The sequence below is a fragment of the Micromonospora sp. NPDC049004 genome (genome assembly GCF_040649315.1).
Taxonomy (GTDB): domain Bacteria; phylum Actinomycetota; class Actinomycetes; order Mycobacteriales; family Micromonosporaceae; genus Micromonospora.
Genome location: NZ_JBEZFG010000009.1, coordinates 127,796 through 144,624, shown reverse-complemented (window position 1 = coordinate 144,624; position 16,829 = coordinate 127,796). Strand labels below are relative to the sequence as shown.

General features: G+C 75.0%; 16 protein-coding genes. 9 read left to right on the top strand and 7 right to left on the bottom strand.

Annotation, left to right across the window (positions count from 1 at the left end):
* Positions 1–384: 384 nt before the first annotated feature.
* The 4 genes from cobJ to cobA are packed head-to-tail and all read left to right on the top strand — an operon-like array spanning position 385 to position 4,665.
* On the top strand, positions 385–2,208 hold the full coding sequence (gene cobJ, locus AB0B97_RS25485) for a precorrin-3B C(17)-methyltransferase (protein ID WP_357497029.1): 1,824 nt from the start codon (positions 385–387) through the stop codon (positions 2,206–2,208).
* Complete coding sequence (locus AB0B97_RS25480) at positions 2,196–2,387, top strand: 4Fe-4S binding protein (RefSeq protein WP_357497027.1); 192 nt, start codon at positions 2,196–2,198, stop codon at positions 2,385–2,387. Before cobJ ends, AB0B97_RS25480 begins: the two co-directional genes overlap by 13 nt.
* A complete protein-coding gene (locus tag AB0B97_RS25475; protein WP_357497025.1) occupies positions 2,384–2,980 on the top strand; it encodes a precorrin-8X methylmutase in 597 nt (198 codons plus the stop codon). The genes AB0B97_RS25480 and AB0B97_RS25475 overlap by 4 nt, the downstream gene beginning before the upstream one ends.
* The gene (cobA, locus tag AB0B97_RS25470) at positions 2,977–4,665 is read left to right on the top strand and encodes a uroporphyrinogen-III C-methyltransferase (RefSeq protein WP_357497023.1); all 1,689 of its coding nucleotides are present in this window, start codon (positions 2,977–2,979) and stop codon (positions 4,663–4,665) included. Before AB0B97_RS25475 ends, cobA begins: the two co-directional genes overlap by 4 nt.
* Positions 4,666–4,668: 3 nt before the next feature.
* On the opposite strand, the gene AB0B97_RS25465 is transcribed toward cobA, so the two are convergent.
* The 6 genes from AB0B97_RS25465 to AB0B97_RS25440 form a co-directional block, all read right to left on the bottom strand.
* Positions 4,669–6,825, bottom strand: coding sequence for an FtsX-like permease family protein (locus AB0B97_RS25465; protein ID WP_357497021.1), 2,157 nt, complete (start codon positions 6,823–6,825; stop codon positions 4,669–4,671).
* Positions 6,822–7,502, bottom strand: a complete 681-nt coding sequence (locus tag AB0B97_RS25460) for an ABC transporter ATP-binding protein (RefSeq protein ID WP_357497019.1) — start codon at positions 7,500–7,502, stop codon at positions 6,822–6,824. Before AB0B97_RS25460 ends, AB0B97_RS25465 begins: the two co-directional genes overlap by 4 nt.
* Complete coding sequence (locus AB0B97_RS25455) at positions 7,499–8,023, bottom strand: PadR family transcriptional regulator (RefSeq protein ID WP_234590435.1); 525 nt, start codon at positions 8,021–8,023, stop codon at positions 7,499–7,501. Before AB0B97_RS25455 ends, AB0B97_RS25460 begins: the two co-directional genes overlap by 4 nt.
* A 91-nt stretch (positions 8,024–8,114) precedes the next feature.
* On the bottom strand, positions 8,115–8,477 hold the full coding sequence (crcB, locus tag AB0B97_RS25450) for a fluoride efflux transporter CrcB (RefSeq protein WP_234590438.1): 363 nt from the start codon (positions 8,475–8,477) through the stop codon (positions 8,115–8,117).
* Positions 8,474–8,950 (bottom strand): CrcB family protein, encoded by a 477-nt coding sequence (locus tag AB0B97_RS25445; protein ID WP_234590440.1) that lies wholly within the window; start codon positions 8,948–8,950, stop codon positions 8,474–8,476. The genes crcB and AB0B97_RS25445 overlap by 4 nt, the downstream gene beginning before the upstream one ends.
* Before the next feature lie 37 nt (positions 8,951–8,987).
* The gene (locus AB0B97_RS25440) at positions 8,988–9,746 is read right to left on the bottom strand and encodes a class I SAM-dependent methyltransferase (RefSeq protein ID WP_357497016.1); all 759 of its coding nucleotides are present in this window, start codon (positions 9,744–9,746) and stop codon (positions 8,988–8,990) included.
* A 206-nt stretch (positions 9,747–9,952) separates the two neighbouring features.
* On the opposite strand from AB0B97_RS25440, the gene paaK reads away from it, so the two are divergent.
* The 5 genes from paaK to AB0B97_RS25415 all read left to right on the top strand — a co-directional run bounded on the left by paaK (position 9,953) and on the right by AB0B97_RS25415 (position 14,580).
* Positions 9,953–11,260: a phenylacetate--CoA ligase PaaK gene (gene paaK / locus AB0B97_RS25435; RefSeq protein WP_357497014.1), complete on the top strand. Its 1,308-nt coding sequence runs from the start codon at positions 9,953–9,955 to the stop codon at positions 11,258–11,260.
* Between the two features lie 66 nt (positions 11,261–11,326).
* On the top strand, positions 11,327–12,433 hold the full coding sequence (locus tag AB0B97_RS25430; RefSeq protein ID WP_357497012.1) for a nucleotide disphospho-sugar-binding domain-containing protein: 1,107 nt from the start codon (positions 11,327–11,329) through the stop codon (positions 12,431–12,433).
* A 54-nt stretch (positions 12,434–12,487) separates the two neighbouring features.
* Entirely contained in the window at positions 12,488–13,054 is a 567-nt protein-coding gene (locus AB0B97_RS25425) for a dienelactone hydrolase family protein (protein ID WP_357497010.1), read from the top strand.
* 102 nt (positions 13,055–13,156) lie between these two features.
* Positions 13,157–13,975 (top strand): methyltransferase domain-containing protein, encoded by an 819-nt coding sequence (locus tag AB0B97_RS25420; protein WP_357497008.1) that lies wholly within the window; start codon positions 13,157–13,159, stop codon positions 13,973–13,975.
* A gap of 59 nt (positions 13,976–14,034) precedes the next feature.
* Positions 14,035–14,580 (top strand): YciI family protein, encoded by a 546-nt coding sequence (locus AB0B97_RS25415; protein ID WP_357497006.1) that lies wholly within the window; start codon positions 14,035–14,037, stop codon positions 14,578–14,580.
* A 3-nt stretch (positions 14,581–14,583) separates the two neighbouring features.
* On the opposite strand, the gene AB0B97_RS25410 is transcribed toward AB0B97_RS25415, so the two are convergent.
* Positions 14,584–16,827 (bottom strand): adenylate/guanylate cyclase domain-containing protein, encoded by a 2,244-nt coding sequence (locus AB0B97_RS25410; RefSeq protein ID WP_357497004.1) that lies wholly within the window; start codon positions 16,825–16,827, stop codon positions 14,584–14,586.
* Between the last annotated feature and the right edge of the window lie 2 nt (positions 16,828–16,829).

Here is a 16,829-nt window from a genome sequence, read left to right as displayed (position 1 = left end):
GCTCGGCGCCGCAGTGCTCGCCGTGGAGCAGGACGTCGCCGGTGCCGCGATGATCCGGGACAACGCCGCCGTGCACGCCGTCGACGTGCGGGTCGTCGTCGGGCGGGCCCCGGCGGCGCTGGCCGGGTTGCCCGAGCCGGACGCGGTCTTCGTCGGCGGTGGCGGCGCCGACGTCCTTGCGGCAGTGGTGGCTCGCCGACCCGCGCGGGTGGTGCTCACCCTGGCCGCGCTGGACCGCGTCGCGCCGGCCGTGGGTCTGCTGCGCGCCGCCGGCTACACGGTCGAGGGCAGCCAGCTCTCCGCCGCCCGCCTCGCCGACCTGCCCGGCGGGTCGATCCGCCTCGCGTCCACCAACCCGGTGGTCGTCCTCACCGGGGAGCGCCCGTGCCCGACCTGACCGTCACCACCCGCGTCGGCCTGGTCGCGGCAACCGCCGCCGGCCGACGACACGCCGACACCGTCGCCGCCGCCTGGCCGCACGCGCGGGTCGTCGAGGGGGAGAGCGTCGCCGACGCGCTGCGGACCGCCTGGGCGCGTTGCGACGCCGTGGTGGCGTTCCTGGCCACCGGCGCGGTGGTGCGCATCCTCGCGCCGCTGCTCGGGGACAAGCGCACCGACCCGGCCGTGGTGGTCGTCGACGAGGCTGCCCGGCACGCGGTGGCGCTGCTCGGCGGCCACGCCGGCGGCGGCAACGACCTCGCGGAAGCCGTCGGCGCGCTGCTGGACGCCCGACCGGTGATCACCACCGCCACCGACGCGGTAGGCCTGCCCGGACTGGACACCCTCGGTTGGCCGGTGCAGGGCGCGGTCGCCGCGGTGTCCCGGGCCATCCTGGACGGCGAACCGGTCCGGCTGATCGCCGACGCCACCTGGCCGCTGCCCGCCCTGCCCCCGAACGTGCGCGTCATCACCCCCGGGGCAGCCTCCGACGATCCGGCCGGCCACCACGACCCGGCCGGCGATGTCGCCGCCCCCGGCGACCCCGCCAACAACGACCCCGCCAACGAGGAAGCGGCCGACGACGACGGGTACCGGGTGCTGGTCACCGACCGGGTGGTGCCGCCCGACGGGCGGACCGCCGTGCTGCGGCCACCGTCGCTGGTCGCCGGGGTGGGCGCGAGTCGGGGCGTACCGGCCGCCGAGGTGGCGGAGCTGCTGCACCGGGTGCTGGCCGAGGCCGGCCTCGACCCGGCGAGCCTGCGCTGCCTGGCCAGCGCCGACGTCAAAGCCGACGAGGCGGGCATCCGCAGCACCGCCGACGCGCTCGGCGTACACCTGGTGACCTGGCCGGCGACGCGGCTGGCGACTGTCGACGTGCCGCATCCCAGCGAGGTGGTCCGCGCCGCGGTCGGCACGCCGAGCGTCGCGGAGGCCGCGGCGCTGCTCGGCACGGACGGCCGGTCCGACGACGCGACGCTGCTCGTGGGCAAGACCGCGACGGCGATGGCCACCGTCGCGGTGGCGCGGCACGCGCCGCGCGGCCGGCTCGCGGTCGTGGGGCTCGGGCCGGGCGCCGCCGACCTGCGGACCCCCCGCGCGGTCGCGGAGCTGCGCCGCGCGGCGGTGGTGGTCGGCCTGGACCAGTACCTCGACCAGGTGCGGGACGTGCTGCGGCCGGGCACCCGGGTGCTGTCCAGCGGGCTGGGCGCGGAGGAGGCCCGGGCCCGCGCGGCCGTCGCCGAGGCCACCGCCGGCCGGGCGGTCGCGCTGATCGGCTCCGGCGACGCCGGGGTGTACGCGATGGCGAGCCCCGCCCTGGAGTACGCCGACGAGCGGATCGACGTGGTCGGTGTGCCCGGGGTGACCGCCGCGCTCGCCGCCGGGGCGCTGCTCGGGGCGCCGCTCGGCCACGACCACGCCTACGTGAGCCTGTCCGACCTGCACACCCCGTGGGAGGTCATCGAGCGGCGGGTGACCGCCGCCGCCGAGGGCGACTTCGTGACGCTGTTCTACAACCCGCGCAGCCGCGCGCGTGACTGGCAGCTCGGCAAGGCGCTCGGCATCCTCGCCGCGCACCGGCCACCGGCCACCCCGGTCGGCGTGGTGCGCAACGCCAGCCGCCCCGGCGAGCGGGTGCACCTGGCGACGCTGGCCACGCTCGACCCGGGCATCGTCGACATGTACAGCGTGGTGGTGGTCGGTAACAGCGACACCAGGCTGGTCGCCGGCCGGATGGTCACGCCCCGGGGGTACCGGTGGCGATCGTGACCATCGACGCCTGCCAGGGCTGCGGCGCCTGCCTGCTGACCTGCCCCACGCACGCGATCCGGCCGGTCGCCGGTGGCCTGACGGTACGCGCCGACCGCTGCACCGGCTGCCTGGAGTGCCTGGAGATCTGCCCGGTCGACGCGATCCGCGTGGCCGAGCCCTGGGAAGGAGACCGATGAGCCGGGTGGTGCATCCGATCGAGGTCGAGTCGTACCGCATCCTGCGCGAGCGGGTCGACCTGTCGCACCTGCCGCCGTTGAGCCGGGCGGTGACCGAGCGGGTCGTGCACGCCAGTGCCGACCTCGCGTACGTCGACGAGCTGGTCTGCGACGAGGCCGCCCTGGAGAGGGGGCTGGCCGCGCTGCGCGCCGGCGTGCCGGTGGTCACCGACGTGGCGATGGTCGCCGCCGGCATCACCCGCGCGGGCCTGGAGCTGGTCTGCCCGGTCGCCGAGCCGGCCGCCGCCGAACTGGGCCGTGCGGCCGGCATCACCCGCTCGGCGGCGGCCGTGCGGATCGCGCGGGACCGGGTCGGCCCCGGCGCGGTGTGGGTGGTCGGCTGCGCACCCACCGCGCTCGTCGAACTGCTCACAGTGGACGCCGCGCCCGCGCTGGTCGTCGGCCTGCCGGTCGGCTTCGTCGGTGCCGCCGAGTCGAAGGCGGCGTTGCGGGCCAGCGGCCTGCCCGGGGTGTCCAACGTGGGCGAGAAGGGTGGCTCGGCGGTCGCCGCCGCCGCCCTCAACGCCCTGCTCTACATCGAGGAGAAGTCATGACCGGTCTGGTCATCGTCGGGCACGGCACGCGCAGCGCTGCCGGGGTCGACCAGTTCGCCGCGCTCGTCGAGCGGGTCCGCCGTCGCGGTGCCGTCGCGGACGTCGAGGGCGGCTTCATCGAGCTGTCCCGCCCGCCGCTGACCGACGCGGTCGGCGCGCTCGTCGCCCGCGGGCACCGGGCCCTCGTCGCGTTGCCGCTGGTGCTCACCGCCGCCGGGCACGGCAAGGGCGACATTCCCGCCGCCATGGGACGCGAGCAGCAGCGCCACCCCGGGCTGACCTACCGCTACGGACGCCCGCTCGGCCCGCACCCGCTGCTGCACGACGCCCTGGAACAGCGCATCGACGCCGCGCTGGGTCACACGCGGGCCGGCGCCGTGCCGGCGGGCGCCGACCGGGCCGGCACCGAGCTGGCTGCTGCCGACCGGGCCGGTACGTGGGTGGCGTTGATCGGGCGGGGCTCCACCGACCCGGATGCCAACGCCGAGGTGGCCAAGGTCGCCCGGCTGCTCTGGGAGGGACGCGGCTACGCGGGTGTCGAGCCGGGCTTCATCTCCCTGGCGCAGCCGTCGGTGCCGGAGGTGCTGGACCGGTTGCGCCGGCTCGGCGCGCGGAGGATCGTCGTCGCGCCGTACTTCCTGTTCGCCGGGGTGCTGCCCGACCGGATCGTCGCCCAGTCTGCGGAGTTCGCGGCCGCCCACCCCGACCTCGACGTCCGGGTGGCCGAGGTGATCGGCGACTGTGACGCCCTCGCGGAGCTGGTGCTCGAACGCCACGCCGAGGCGCTGGGCGGGGACATCCGGATGAACTGCGACACCTGCGCGTACCGGGTGTCGATGCCCGGCTTCGCGGACAAGGTGGGTCGCCCGCAACGCCCGCACGACCACCCCGACGACCCGGTCGGCCACCACCATCACCACGGCCACGACGGGCACGACCACCACGACCACGGTTCGGTCGCCGTCGTCGGCGGCGGGCCGGGGCCCGACGACCTGATCACGGTACGCGCGCAGGCCCTGCTCGACGCCGCGGACGTCGTCGTTGTCGACCGGCTCGCCCCGCAGGGGCTCCTCGCCGGGCTGCGCCCCGACGTCCTGGTCATCGACGCCGCGAAGGTGCCCCGCGGCCCCTCGATGGCCCAGGACGCGATCAACGCGGCCCTGGTGTCGCACGCCCGCGCCGGCCGTCGGGTGGTACGCCTCAAGGGCGGCGACCCGTACGTCTTCGGACGCGGCCACGAGGAGGTGCTGGCCTGCCGGGCGGCCGGTGTGCCGGTGACGGTGGTCCCGGGGGTCAGCAGCGCCCTCGCCGCGCCGGCCCTCGCCGGCGTGCCGGTCACGCACCGGGGCGTGGCGCACGACGTCACAGTGGTCTCCGGGCATCTGCCGCCCGGGCATCCCGACTCGCTCGTCGACTGGGCCGCGTTGGCCCGTGCCCGGGGCACCGTCGTGCTGCTGATGGCCGTGGACACCATCGCCAAGATCGCTGCGGTGCTTGTCGAGCATGGTCGCCCCCCGGAGACCCCGGTGCTCGCCGTGCAGGACGCGGGGCTGCCCGGCCAGCGGTCGGTGCCCGCCCGGTTGGACGAGATCGGCGCGGTCGCCGCCGCCGAGGGCATCGGCCCGCCCGCCGTCTTCGTGCTCGGCCCGGTGGTCGGCGTCGCCGCCACCGGGCCGAGCGCCTGACGGCTACTCGCTGCGGGCGGTCTCCGGGCCGGTGACGCGTTCCAGCAGCGGCATCGTGGAGGCGATGACGCCGAGGCAGGCGACCAGCCCGACGACGACGATCACGTAGAAGCGCGGCTCCGGCGCGACCAGCGTGTAGTGCATCTGCGCCCGCAGGAACAGGTGCGCGGCGAGCAGACCCATGCCGATGGCGACGGCGGCGACGGCCAGCATCGGTACGGCGCTCTCCAGCGCCACCACCCGACGCAGGACCCGCACCGGAGCGCCGCTGAGGCGCAGCAGGCTGAACGGACGGCGGCGTTCGGTAAGGCCACCGATGACGCTTACCGCGAGGCTGCACCCGCCGAGCGCCAGGCTGGCGATGATGATGACGTTGGCCAGTTGTTCCCAGCCGCGCAGTGTGTCGGCGAAGTCCGACTCGAAGTCGCCGGGCACGTTCGGCCCCACCCAGAAGGTCGGGAAGGCGACCTCCAGCACGGTGCGGACGCGTTCGATGGCCGCAGCCGAGCCGTCCGTGCCCACGACGACCGAGCTCACCGGCAGCCGCTGGAGCTCGTCGAGCGTGATCGACGCCGCGCGCCACTCCGTTGTGGACGACGCAGACTCCTCCCAACGGCTCAGACCCGTCGGCACCTCGATGACGACGGCGCCCTGGGCGCACCTGCCGTACGCGCTCGGCAGGTCGGCGCAGGCGATCACCCCGCCCTCGCCGCCGGTGTTGATGTCCGGGGCTTCCCGGATGGCGGTCGCGGACCGCACGCCGGTGATCGCGTGCAGTTCGGCGAAGAGCGTGTCGGGCACCGACGTCGTCTTCTCGTCGAAGACTGTGGTGACAGTGCCCGCGTCGGTCGAGCCGATCGGGGCCGGGCCACGTTCGTCGACGATCGTGGTGATCACACCGACGGCGACACTGGTCACGAAGAGCGCGAGCATGATGCCGCTGATCGCCCGGAAGCCGGCCTTGGGGTTGTCGGCGAGGCGTCGCGCGGCGATGAGCGTGGCCGGACGGTTGGCGTACCGGGCCATGACCCGGGCGCCCACCATCGTCAACCACGGGCCGGCGAAGACGAGACCGGCCATGATGAGCAGCAGGCCGGGCAGGAAGATCGCGGTCTGACCGTCGGACGTCTCGGGCCGGTATCCGAGGGCGAACACCAGCACGGCGACGCCGAGCAGCATCGGGATCAGCCGGTACGCGCGCGGCGCGCGGGGGGTGACCCGCCGGGTGACGCCCAGCGGCGAGATCCGGACCTTGCGGAGCGAGATCTGGGCGGCCAGCGCCGCGCCGGCCGGGACGCCGAGCGCCACGAGCAGTATGTTCAGCAGGCCCAGGGACATGTCGCCGGGGAAGAACGGCATGCCGGTGAACGGGATACCCGCGAGCGGCTCGCGGAAGGCGTAGAACAGGGCGAAGCCGACGGCGGTGCCGGCGACGGCGGCGGCCGCCGCCTCCACCGCGGCGACCGTCGAGATCTGCCGGGGTGTCGCGCCGACCAGGCGCATCGCGGCGAAACGCTGCTCCCGGCGGGCGGCGCTGAGCCGGGTGGCGGTGCCGATGAAGATCAGCACCGGGAAGAGCAGCCCGCCGGCGATCACGCCCAGGATCAGGTTCACCGTGGTCTCGGGGAGGGCGGGCTTGTCATCGATGGTGTCGACCTGCCGGGAGTTGGGCAGCTTGCCCACGCTGTCCGGCGTGCCGCCCACGATGGCGAGCAGCGTGTCCGGTGAGGTCAACCCGGACGGTCCGACGGTGCCGAGGTCCCGTCCCGGGTACCGGTCGGCCAGCTGGTCGGCCGGCTGTGCCGCGAACAGCTTCCGCAGCGCCGGCGAGACGTAGAACTCACCGGGGCCCGGGGTGGCCGGGATGCCGGCCGGGATCGGCGCGCTCGGCCCGGTGGCGGCGACGTCGATCCGGAGGATCGGCTTGCCGTGGAAGAAGTCGTCCCTGGTCGACCACCACAGTGGATCGGCTGCGCCGGCGGTGGAGGCCTGGGGATAGATCGACGCGTACCGGGTGAGCTGGGCGTCGACCGCGTTGACCCCGGCCAGGGTGGTCAGCAGCAGCCCGCTGCCGATCGCGACGGCGGCGGCGATGACGAGCAGGCGGGTGAGTGCCTCCCGGCCGCCGGCCAGGGCGAGGCGGAGCCCGAAGCGGATCATGAGGCGATCCGGTCCGGCGCGTTGACGCGCCCGTCGCGGACCATGACCTCGCGGTCGGCGTACGCGGCGATCCTGGCCTCGTGGGTCACCAGGATGACAGTGGTGCCCTGCTCGCGGGCCGCGCTGACCAGCAGGTCCATGACGTGCTCGCCGGTGAGCGAGTCGAGCGCGCCGGTCGGCTCGTCGGCGAAGAGCACCTGCGGCTCGGCGACCAGGCCCCGGGCCAGGGCGACGCGTTGCGCCTGCCCGCCGGAGAGCTCGCCCGAGCGGCGCTGCTCCAGGCCGTCCAGGCCGAGGCGCGCGAACCAGGCGCTCGCCCTGGGCAGTGCCTGCTTGCGGTGTACGCCGTTGAGCAGTAGCGGCAGCGCGACGTTCTCCACAGCGGTCAGCTCGGGGACGAGCTGGCCGAACTGGAACACGAAGCCGAACCGGTCGCGGCGCAGGCTGCTGCGTTGGGTCTCGGGCATGGCGTCGACCCGGGCACCGTCGAACAGGACCTCGCCGGAGCTGGGCACGAGGATGCCGGCGAGGCAGTGCAGCAGGGTGGACTTGCCCGAGCCGCTGGGCCCCATGACGGCGAGGATCTCGCCGGCCTCCACGGCGACGCTCGCGCCGCGCAGGGCGGGTGTCTGGCCGAAGGAGAACGTCACGTCGCGTGCTTCGAGCACCACGCTCATGGTCGTACCTCTTTCCGCAGGGCGTCCAGGCGGGCGCCGGTCATCTCGATCCATCGGAGGTCCGCCTCCAGGTGGTACAGGCCGTGGTCGGCGAGCAGCGCGTCGACCAGGTTGCCGGCGCGCTTGATCTCGGTCAGCTCGCGCATCCGGTGCAGGTGCGCGCTGCGCTGGGTGTCGAGGTATTCGGCGGCGGGACGGTCGAGCATCAGCGCGAGCACGACCTTCGCGAACAGCACCGTCTGCAGGTGCGGCTCCGGGTCGACCGGCTGGGTGAGCCACTGCTCGACCTCGGTCGCGCCGACATCGGTGATGACGTAGCGCTTGCGGTCGGGGCCGGAGCCGGGCGCGACGTCGCTGATCACCACCTTTCCGTCGCGGGCCAGGCGGCTGAGGGTGGAGTAGACCTGGCCGAACGGCAGCGGCTTGCCCCGGCCGAAGAACGCGTCGTAGTCGCGCTTCAGGTCGTAGCCGTGGCTGGGCTCTCGTTCGAGGAGGCCGAGAAGGGTCAGTGGCACGCTCATGCCCAGGAGACTACACCGGGGGTATACCTCGCGTATATACCCTCGGAGTATTCGCGATGGGTCCCCTGTTCCGGGAAGGACTTTCCGAAGGTCAGCCCAGCAGGGCGCGGGCCAGGGCGTAGCCGACGGCGGCCGCGGACAGCCCGGCGGCGACGCTGCCCAGCACGTTGGCCAGGGCGAGGAACCGGTCGCCGCGCCGGGCCAGCCGCAGGGTCTCGTAGCTGAAGGTGGAGTAGGTGGTCAGGGCGCCGCAGAACCCGGTGCCGAGCAGCGCGCCGACCGCGGGGTCGACAGGCCACCCGACCAGGGCACCGAGCAGCAGCGACCCGGCCACGTTGACGCTGAACGTGCCCCACGGGAACGCCGAGGCGTGGCGGGACTGCACGGCCCGGTCGGTGAGGTAGCGCAGCGGTGCGCCGACCGCCGCGCCCAGGGCGATGAGCAGCACGGTCATCGGACCGCCCCGCGCCGCAGCAGTCCGGTGGTGACGGCGTCGCCCAGCCCGACCGCGACGAGAGCCCCGAGCACCGTCGCGGCCAGGTACGCCAGCGCGACGCCGGGTGCGCCCGCCACGAGGGCCTGCTGGACGTCCACCGCGTACGTGGAGAACGTGGTGAAGCCGCCGAGCACCCCGACACCGAGGAACGGGCGGGCCAGCGGGTGCCCGCCGCCGAGGTGCCCGAGCACCGCCATCAGCACGCCGATCAGCAGGCAGCCGGACACGTTGACGCCGAACGTCGCCCACCCGAAAGCGGTGGGCGCGTGCGGGACTAGGTGTTGCAGGCCGGCCCGGCCCAGCGCGCCGAGCACCCCGCCGGCCGCGATCGTGGCGAGAACCGTCGCGGGTCGCGCGCCGAGTTCCCGGCGGTCGGCGGTGACCCGCAGGTCGACGTCGGGGTCGGTACGCGGTTCGAGCGGCTCTGACACGGGTCCTTCCTACCAGCACGAACGCCGCGACGGCTGGTCAGCGTACCGCCGCGACGGCGGCGTCCGTTCCGCCGCGCCACACCGTGCCGACCTCGCTGAACCCGGCCTCGGTGAGCGCCGCCAGATGCCAGGAGGCCGGCGGGTTCCACTCCGGGCTGTGCCCGGTCGGGTAGATGGCGTGTCGCTGGGCGACCAGCGGGGCGAGCGTCGGGTCGGCGGCGGCCCGCTCCCACCAGTCGGACCAGGACAGCACCGAACCGGCGGCGTAGCGGGCGTCGCGCCGGTCCCGCGCCCGGTCCAGCAGCCGTTTGGTCAGCTCCGGCAGGGTGTCGTCGGGCATGTGGTCGGCGTTGACGAAGATCCCGCCCGGTCGCAGCACGTCGCGCAGGTCGGCGTAGAGCGCGCGGAGCCGGTCGGCCGGCAGCCAGTGCAGGGCGGTGGCGGTGAGGACGGCGTCGTACTCCTGGTGGGGGAGCGTCTCGCGCCAGTCGGGTGTGGTGAGGTCGGCGGTGACGATCGTGGCCCGCCCGGCCAGCGAGGCGCCGGCGATGGTGAGCAGCGCCGGGTCGAGGTCCACCAGGGTCACCTCGGCGTCCGGGAAGCGCGCCAGCGTCCGCAGCGAGATGGTGCCGGTGCCGCCGGCCAGGTCGAGCAGGCGCGGACGGCGGCCCTCGACTACCGCGTCGACCGCGTCGAGCATGGCGGCGAGGCGGTGTTCCCGATCCGGTAGGTAGGCCTCCTGCTGACGGTCCCAGCTCTCCTGCCAGGCCGACGGATCCATGATGTAAGGACTCATGATGGCCAGGCTAGTTACTCGAACGGTCCCGGTCCAGGCCTTGTTGCACATCTTTTGCAATTGCAGGATGATGGCGGGGCGATGATCGGAGTGACGCCGGGTCGGGCATCCCGCCCGACCCGGCGCCCTCACCTCGCGCCCTCGGCCGACGGCCGGCGTACGGTACCCGCAGCCCGCACCGGGACCGTCGCGCAAGGAGGCAGGCGATGCAGGACCGCACCCCTCGTCCGCACGAGCTGGAGCCGATCGAGCGTGCCGACATCGACGAGCTGCGCGAACTGCAACGCGAACGGCTGCGCTGGTCGCTGCGGCACGCGTACGACCACGTGCCGCACTACCGCCGGGCGTTCGACGCCGCCGGCGTGCACCCCGACGACTGCCGCGACCTCGCCGACCTGGCCCGCTTCCCGTTCACCGGCAAGGCGGAACTGCGCGACAACTACCCGTTCGGCATGTTCGCCGTACCCCGGGAGCGGGTCGCCCGACTGCACGCCTCCTCCGGCACCACCGGCCGGCCCACCGTCGTCGGCTACACCCGCGACGACCTGCGGACCTGGGCCCGGCTGATGGCCCGGTCCATCCGCGCCTCCGGCGGCCGTCCCGGCGACCGGGTGCACGTCGCGTACGGCTACGGGCTCTTCACCGGCGGCCTGGGCGCGCACTACGGGGCCGAGGAACTCGGCTGCACGGTCATCCCGGTCTCGGGCGGCATGACCGAACGGCAGGTGCTGCTGATCCGCGACTTCGAACCCGAGGTCATCATGGTCACGCCCAGCTACATGCTCGCCATCGTCGACGAGATGCAGCGCCAGGGCATCGACCCCCGCGCCACCTCGCTGCGGGTCGGCATCTTCGGCGCGGAGCCGTGGACCGAGGACATGCGCCGCGAGATGGAACAGCGGTTGGACATCCACGCGGTCGACATCTACGGGCTCTCCGAGGTGATGGGCCCCGGCGTGGCCACCGAGTGCGTCGAGACCAAGGACGGCCTGCACCTCTGGGAGGACCACTTCTACCCGGAGATCATCGACCCGGTCACCGGGGCCGTGCTGCCCGACGGCGAGCGGGGCGAGCTGGTGCTCACCTCGCTCACCAAGGAGGCGATGCCTGTGGTGCGCTACCGCACCCGGGACCTCACCCGGCTGCTCCCCGGCACCGCGCGGCCGATGCGCCGGATCGAGAAGATCACCGGCCGAACCGACGACATGATGATCGTGCGCGGCGTGAACGTGTTCCCCACGCAGATCGAGGAGCTGATCCTGCGTACGCCGCAGCTGTCGCCGCACTTCCAGTGCGTCCTGGACCGGCGGGGCCGGCTGGACACCCTCACCGTACGGGTGGAGCGGCGCGTCGGGGTCGCCGCGGACGCCGCCGAGCGGGCCGGCGCGACGCTCGTCGAGCTGGTGAAGAACACCATCGGGGTGAGCGTCGCGGTGGCCGTGCTCGCCCCGGACTCGGTGGAACGGTCCATGGGCAAGATGCGCCGCATCGTCGACCAGCGCGACCGAGGCTGACCACCGTCCGCCGAGGCGCGGTCAACGGGGCAACGCGCCCGGCGGCGTCGACATAGGATCCGCGAGATGCGCGTGCTGGTGGTGTCCGCCCCGCTCGTCGGGCACGTCTTTCCCCTGGTGCCCCTCGCGGTCGCGCTGCGCGACGCCGGCCACGACGTGCTGGTGGCCACCGGCGGTGCGGCGATGGCCGCCGCCGACGCCGGTCTGGCCGTGCACGACGTCGCGCCGGGCTTCGACTTCGGCCGGATCGCGCGGCGGGTCCTGCTCCGCCATCCGCTGATCGCGCGCGCCGAACTGGCCGGCACCGCCGGCACCCGGGGCGCCGGCCTGCTCTTCGGCGCTCTCAACGACCAGCTCACCGACCCGGTCGTCACGCTGGCCACCCGGTGGCGGCCGGATCTGGTGGTGCACGAGCCGTTCGCGGTCGCCGGCGCGGTCGCGGCGGCGCGGCTCGACGTGCCGGCCGTACGCCAGGAGAACACCCTCTTCGACGGCCGGGACCTGGTCGCCGCGACCACCGCCCGACTCGGGGCCGCGCTGCGCCGGCACGGCCTCGCGGAGCTGCCACCGCCCGCCGCCGCCCTCGCCGTGGCCCCGCCCAGCGTGGCCACCCAGGCCGGCTGGCCGATGCGCTACACGTCCTACGTGGGCGGTGGTGAGCTGCCGGCCTGGTTGCGCGAGCCGGGTGAGCGACAGCGGATCCTGGTCACCCGCAGCACCCTGACCGGCCCCGGCGACCGGGGCCCGATGCCCGCCGTGGTGGCCGCCGCGGCCCAGGTGGACGCCGAGATCGTGCTGGTCCGGCCCGATCAGCGCTCGGCCCGTTCGCTGCCCGGCAACGTCCGGGTGGTCGACTGGATCCCACTCGCGGAGGCGTTGCCGGCGAGCGCGGCGCTGGTGCACCACGGCGGGGCGGGCAGCGCCTTCGGCGCCCTCGCCGCCGGCCTGCCGCAACTGGCCACCGTGGGCCCGGGGGACCGGCGGCACAACGCCGAGCTGGTGGCCCGCCGGGGCGCCGGCCTCGCGCTGCGTCCGGCCGACATCACCGCGCGGACACTGACCCGGCTGCTCACCGACGAGAGCCTGCGCACGGCCGCCGGGCAGGTCAGCCAGGAGATCGCCGCGATGCCACCGCCGGCGGCCCTGGTGGCCCGGCTGACGGCGTTGCTCTGACGCCCTCCCGCGTGCCACAGCCGGGTCCGCGCCCGGCTGCGGCAGGATGGCCTGATGCGACACGTCGTGCTGTTCCACTCCGTGTACGGGCTGCGGCCCGCCGTTCGTGCCGCCGCCGACCGGTTGCGCGCCGCCGGGCACCGGGTCACCGCCCCCGATCTGTACGGCGTCCCGGCCGCCGACACCGTCGAGGAGGGTTTCGCGCTGCTCGACAAGATCAGCCACGAGGTGGTGCTCGACCGGGCCCGCGCGGCGCTGCGCGACCTGCCGCCGCAGACGGTCCTGGCCGGCTTCTCGATGGGTGCCGGCGTCGCCGGGGCGCTGCTCGCCGAGCGTCCCGACGCCGCCGGCCTGCTCCTGCTGCACGGCACCGGTGGCGGGCCGGACACGGTCCGGCCCGGGTTGCCGGTGCAGCTGCACGTCGCCGACCCGGACCCGTACGACGCGCCCGACGAGGTCGACGAGTGGCAGCGGGCGATGACCGACGCCGGCGCCGACCTGAGCGTGTTCCGCTATCCCGGCGTCGGGCACCTGTTCACCGACCCGGACGTCACCGAGTACGCCCCGGACGCCGCCGCGCAGGTCTGGCCCCGGGTGCTGGCCTTCCTCGCCGCCGACTGAGCGCCCGCCGGGCCGCCGGGCGTTCGGCGGGCGGTGGCGCCGATGCGCGGGGGAGTGGCGGTGCCGTGGACGCGCTTGCATGATCCTCACGGGGGTGCGGAAATGACGACAACAGCCTTCGATGACCACGAGCGGTCGCGCTGGGCCGGGCGGGCGGCGGCGTTCGACGGCAGCTTCGCGCTGCTGTGCGCCCATTCCGCCCCGGCACTGTTGGACGCCGCCCACGTCGAGGCCGGAACCCGGATGCTCGACGTCGGCACCGGTTCCGGGACCGTCGCCGGGCTGGCGTGCGCGCGCGGCGCCAGCGTGGTGGCCGTCGACGCGGAGCCCAGCATGGTCGACCTGGCCCGCAGCCGGCTCCCGTTGGCCGACGAGGTCCTCCTCGCGGCGCTGCCCCGCCTCCCGTTCGAATCCGGGCAGTTCGACGCGGCCGTGGCGAACTTCGTGATCAACCACGTGGGTGATCCGCTCGCCGCGATCGGCGAACTCCGACGGGTCGTCCGGCCGGCCGGACGAATCGCCGTGACGCTCTGGCCCGACCCGCCGCCCGAGGCGCAGAGCCTCTGGGGCGAGGTCTTCGACGCCGCCGGGGTCGACCGTCCGACGTCGGTGCCGAGGGTGGACGCGGAGAAGGACTTTCCCCGTACCGTCGAGGGGTTCGCCGGGTTGCTCGACGCCGCGGGCCTCGCCGACGTGCGGTGCGAGACGATCAGCTGGGTGCACCGCACCGACCCCGAGGCCTGGTGGAGCGGGCCGGCGAACGGCATCAGCAGACCGGGGCTGCTGATGGAGACCCAACCGGCGGACGTGATCGTGCGGATCCGTGCGGCGTACGACGAGCTGACCGCCCCCTACCGCGACCCGGACGGCAGGCTCGCGCTGCCCACCGCGGCGCTGCTGGCCTCGGCGTCCGTGCCGTAGGACGACTCGGCGGTGCCCGCCCCCGCAGGCGGTGGGGCACGGCGTCGAGAATGGGTGGCATGGAATTCCTGTGTTACCACCGCGACCGGCCCGACTCGGCGGCGTTGCGCGACGAGCTGCTGGCCGAGCACTGGACCTACATGGACGGGTTTGCGGCGGAGATGATCGCCCGCGGCCCGACCCTGTCCGGCGACACGGCCACCGGCAGCGTGCACATCGTCGACCTGCCCGACGCGGGTGCCGCGCGGGCGTTCGCCTTCGACGAGCCGAACTACCAGGCCGGCGTGTACCGGGATGTGCTGCTGCGCCGGTGGCGCAACACGCTGGGCCGCACGATGTGGGACTTCGCCGGCGGCCGGACCGGCGGCAACCGGTATCTGGTGCTCGGCCTCGGCGCGGGGCCGGCCGTCGACCTGGCCGTGCCGCCGGACCCGGACGAACTGATCGCGTACGGGCCGCTGCTGTCCGACGACGGCGACACCTGGCTCGGCACCGCCGCGCTGGTGCGGGCGCCGACCCCGGACGCGGCGCGCGCCATCCTGACCGTGGACCGGTACGCCGACGTCGAGGTGCACCACTGGCAGTTCGGCGGGCGGCCGACCTGACCCTCAGGCGGCGGTGGCCAGGCCGTTCGGCCAGTGGATCAATGGCGGACGGGGTGCGGCGCGCACGACTCCGGCCGGTGGGCCGACACCGACCGGTCCGCCGCGTTCGGGTGGCCCCGGCACGGTAGGCGCCGCTCGGATCGTCGCCGGGGTCCGGGCCACGTCCGCGGGCCGGGGCCCGGCCGTGCTGCTCGCCGTCGCGCACCCTCGCGTCGGTGGCCCGTCGCTGGCGGAAACGACGGCGCGCAGGCGGCGGGTACCCGCCGGGTGGTTGGTTCCGCGACCCGGCTCGGCCGGCGCGGTGGTCGTCGTCGCCGCAGGAAGACGTCGGCGCGGCGGTGCGGTGCGGCGCGTTGAGACCGTCGGGGCCACCACCGCGAGGACGGCGCCGGAGCGGCCTGCCCGGGGGTGAACGGCGTCGAGACGCACCACGTCGGCGGGACGGTCCGCGACCGGGTGAGCTGCGGCGGAACGGCCTGCGGTGGGGTCGAGGGCCTCCGGGCGGACGGTGTCCAGGCGCGGCGCTTCGGCGGCACGACTGCCGAAGACGGCCCGCAACGCGCGGGGCAACCGCTCGGCGGCGACCTGGCGCAGCGCGGGCGCGGCGAACACGTACCCGTCGGTGCGGCGGGCGAGCAGCAGTCCGGCCGCGACCAGTCCGCGTAGGGCCGGTGCGGATCGGCCGGGCACCCAACCGAGGGTCCGGTCGACGGCGTCGCGGGAGACCGGCCCGCCGATGGTGGCGGCGGCCATCAGCACCGCTCGTCGTTCACCGTCGAGGTGGTCCAGTTCCGCGCCGACGGCCCGGCGGACCGCGTCGGGCAGCGGAAGCGTCAGCCGGTCGGCGCCCTCCACGATCGACCGCACGTACGCCGCCGCGTGGCCGGGTCGGCCCGCCACCAGTGGCAGCAGCCGGTCGACCAGGGCCACCGGTTGCCCGGCCCGGGTGAGCAGGTGGCGCAGCAGCCGCCCGGACTGCACCGTGGCCAGGGGACGGATCGGCACGCGGCGGACCGGGCCGGGTCGGGTGTCGGCCCACTGCGGCTGATGCACGGTGAGCACCGCGAGCGGCAGCCCCCGCGCCGCCGCCGCGGTGAACAGCGCGTGCAGGAAGTGGCTCACGGCCGGCGCGGCGCGGTCCACGTCGTCCACGGCGACGACAAGCGGTCGGTGGGCGGCCAGGCGCAGCAGCGCGTCCCGGCAGACCGCCGCGGCGGCCAGCGTCCCGGCCGAACCGTCCGGCGTGGTCAGCAGCGATTGCAGCGCCGCCACCGCCGCCGCGACCCGGTTCGGCGGGTACAGCGGTGTCAGAGCGTCGGTCAGGCGGTCACGGACCGCCGCCGGGCCGTCGCCGTGTCGGATGCCGGCGACGCCGCGGACCAGTTCGGCGACCGGCGCGAGCACCTGGTCGGGGTACGGCGGGCAGCTCACCACGCACCAGCGCACCGGCATCCCGTCCACCGTGCGCAGCGCGCGGGTCAGCTCGTGCAGCAGTCGGCTGCGGCCGCTGCCGCTCGGGCCGACCAGGGACACCCAGCGCGGGTCGTGGTCGTGCAGCGCCCGGGTCAGCTGGTCGGTGACGCTGGCCAGTTCGCGGCGTCGCCCGATCAGCGGGCCGTCGTGCCGGTCGGCGCCCGGTCGCGCCAGGCCGGCGGCATGCCACACCGGCATCGGCGGCACCCGGCCGGCGACCGGCACCGGCGCCAGTTGACGCTGCACGATGAGACCGGCGGTGGCCCGTGCCGTGGCGGCGCAGAGCGCGACGGTGCCGGGTGCGGCGTACTCCTGCAGGCGGGCCGCGGTGGTGATCACCGCGCCGCTGGCCACGCCGTGGCCGCCGCTGACCGCGCCGCCCAGGTCGACCACCGCCTCGCCGGTGGCGACCCCGACGCGCAGCCGCAGGGTGATGTCGCCGAGGATGGGCCGGCGATCCAGCGCGGCCTGGATCTCCAGCCCGGCCCGCACCGCCCGGTACGCGTCGAAGCCGTCGGAGTGTCGCGCCCCGAACAGTGCCATCACCGCGTCGCCGACGTACTTCTCGACCACGCCGTGCCAGCGGCGCAGCACGGCGGCGACCGTGTCGAAGTACGCCCGCTGCAGCGCGCGGACGTCCTCCGGGTCGAGCCGGTCGACAAGCGCGGTGGAGCCGACGATGTCGGCGAACAGCACGGTGACCGTCCGCCTCTCCTCGGGCACCGGCCAGTGTGGGCGGTCGGTCCGCTGCGTGTCGGCGACGACAGTGATCATGG

What these genes read in the sequence shown, in the direction of transcription:
- cobA (WP_357497023.1), top strand. Translation starts at nt 2,977, where the DNA reads ATGACCGGTCTGGTCATCGTCGGGCACGGCACGCGCAGCGCTGCCGGG.
- AB0B97_RS25430 (WP_357497012.1), top strand. Translation starts at nt 11,327, where the DNA reads ATGCGCGTGCTGGTGGTGTCCGCCCCGCTCGTCGGGCACGTCTTTCCC.
- AB0B97_RS25440 (WP_357497016.1), bottom strand. Translation starts at nt 9,746, where the DNA reads ATGAGTCCTTACATCATGGATCCGTCGGCCTGGCAGGAGAGCTGGGAC.
- AB0B97_RS25415 (WP_357497006.1), top strand. Translation starts at nt 14,035, where the DNA reads ATGGAATTCCTGTGTTACCACCGCGACCGGCCCGACTCGGCGGCGTTG.
- AB0B97_RS25425 (WP_357497010.1), top strand. Translation starts at nt 12,488, where the DNA reads ATGCGACACGTCGTGCTGTTCCACTCCGTGTACGGGCTGCGGCCCGCC.
- AB0B97_RS25475 (WP_357497025.1), top strand. Translation starts at nt 2,384, where the DNA reads ATGAGCCGGGTGGTGCATCCGATCGAGGTCGAGTCGTACCGCATCCTG.
- AB0B97_RS25455 (WP_234590435.1), bottom strand. Translation starts at nt 8,023, where the DNA reads ATGAGCGTGCCACTGACCCTTCTCGGCCTCCTCGAACGAGAGCCCAGC.
- AB0B97_RS25460 (WP_357497019.1), bottom strand. Translation starts at nt 7,502, where the DNA reads ATGAGCGTGGTGCTCGAAGCACGCGACGTGACGTTCTCCTTCGGCCAG.
- AB0B97_RS25410 (WP_357497004.1), bottom strand. Translation starts at nt 16,827, where the DNA reads ATGATCACTGTCGTCGCCGACACGCAGCGGACCGACCGCCCACACTGG.
- AB0B97_RS25420 (WP_357497008.1), top strand. Translation starts at nt 13,157, where the DNA reads ATGACGACAACAGCCTTCGATGACCACGAGCGGTCGCGCTGGGCCGGG.
- AB0B97_RS25465 (WP_357497021.1), bottom strand. Translation starts at nt 6,825, where the DNA reads ATGATCCGCTTCGGGCTCCGCCTCGCCCTGGCCGGCGGCCGGGAGGCA.
- crcB (WP_234590438.1), bottom strand. Translation starts at nt 8,477, where the DNA reads ATGACCGTGCTGCTCATCGCCCTGGGCGCGGCGGTCGGCGCACCGCTG.
- paaK (WP_357497014.1), top strand. Translation starts at nt 9,953, where the DNA reads ATGCAGGACCGCACCCCTCGTCCGCACGAGCTGGAGCCGATCGAGCGT.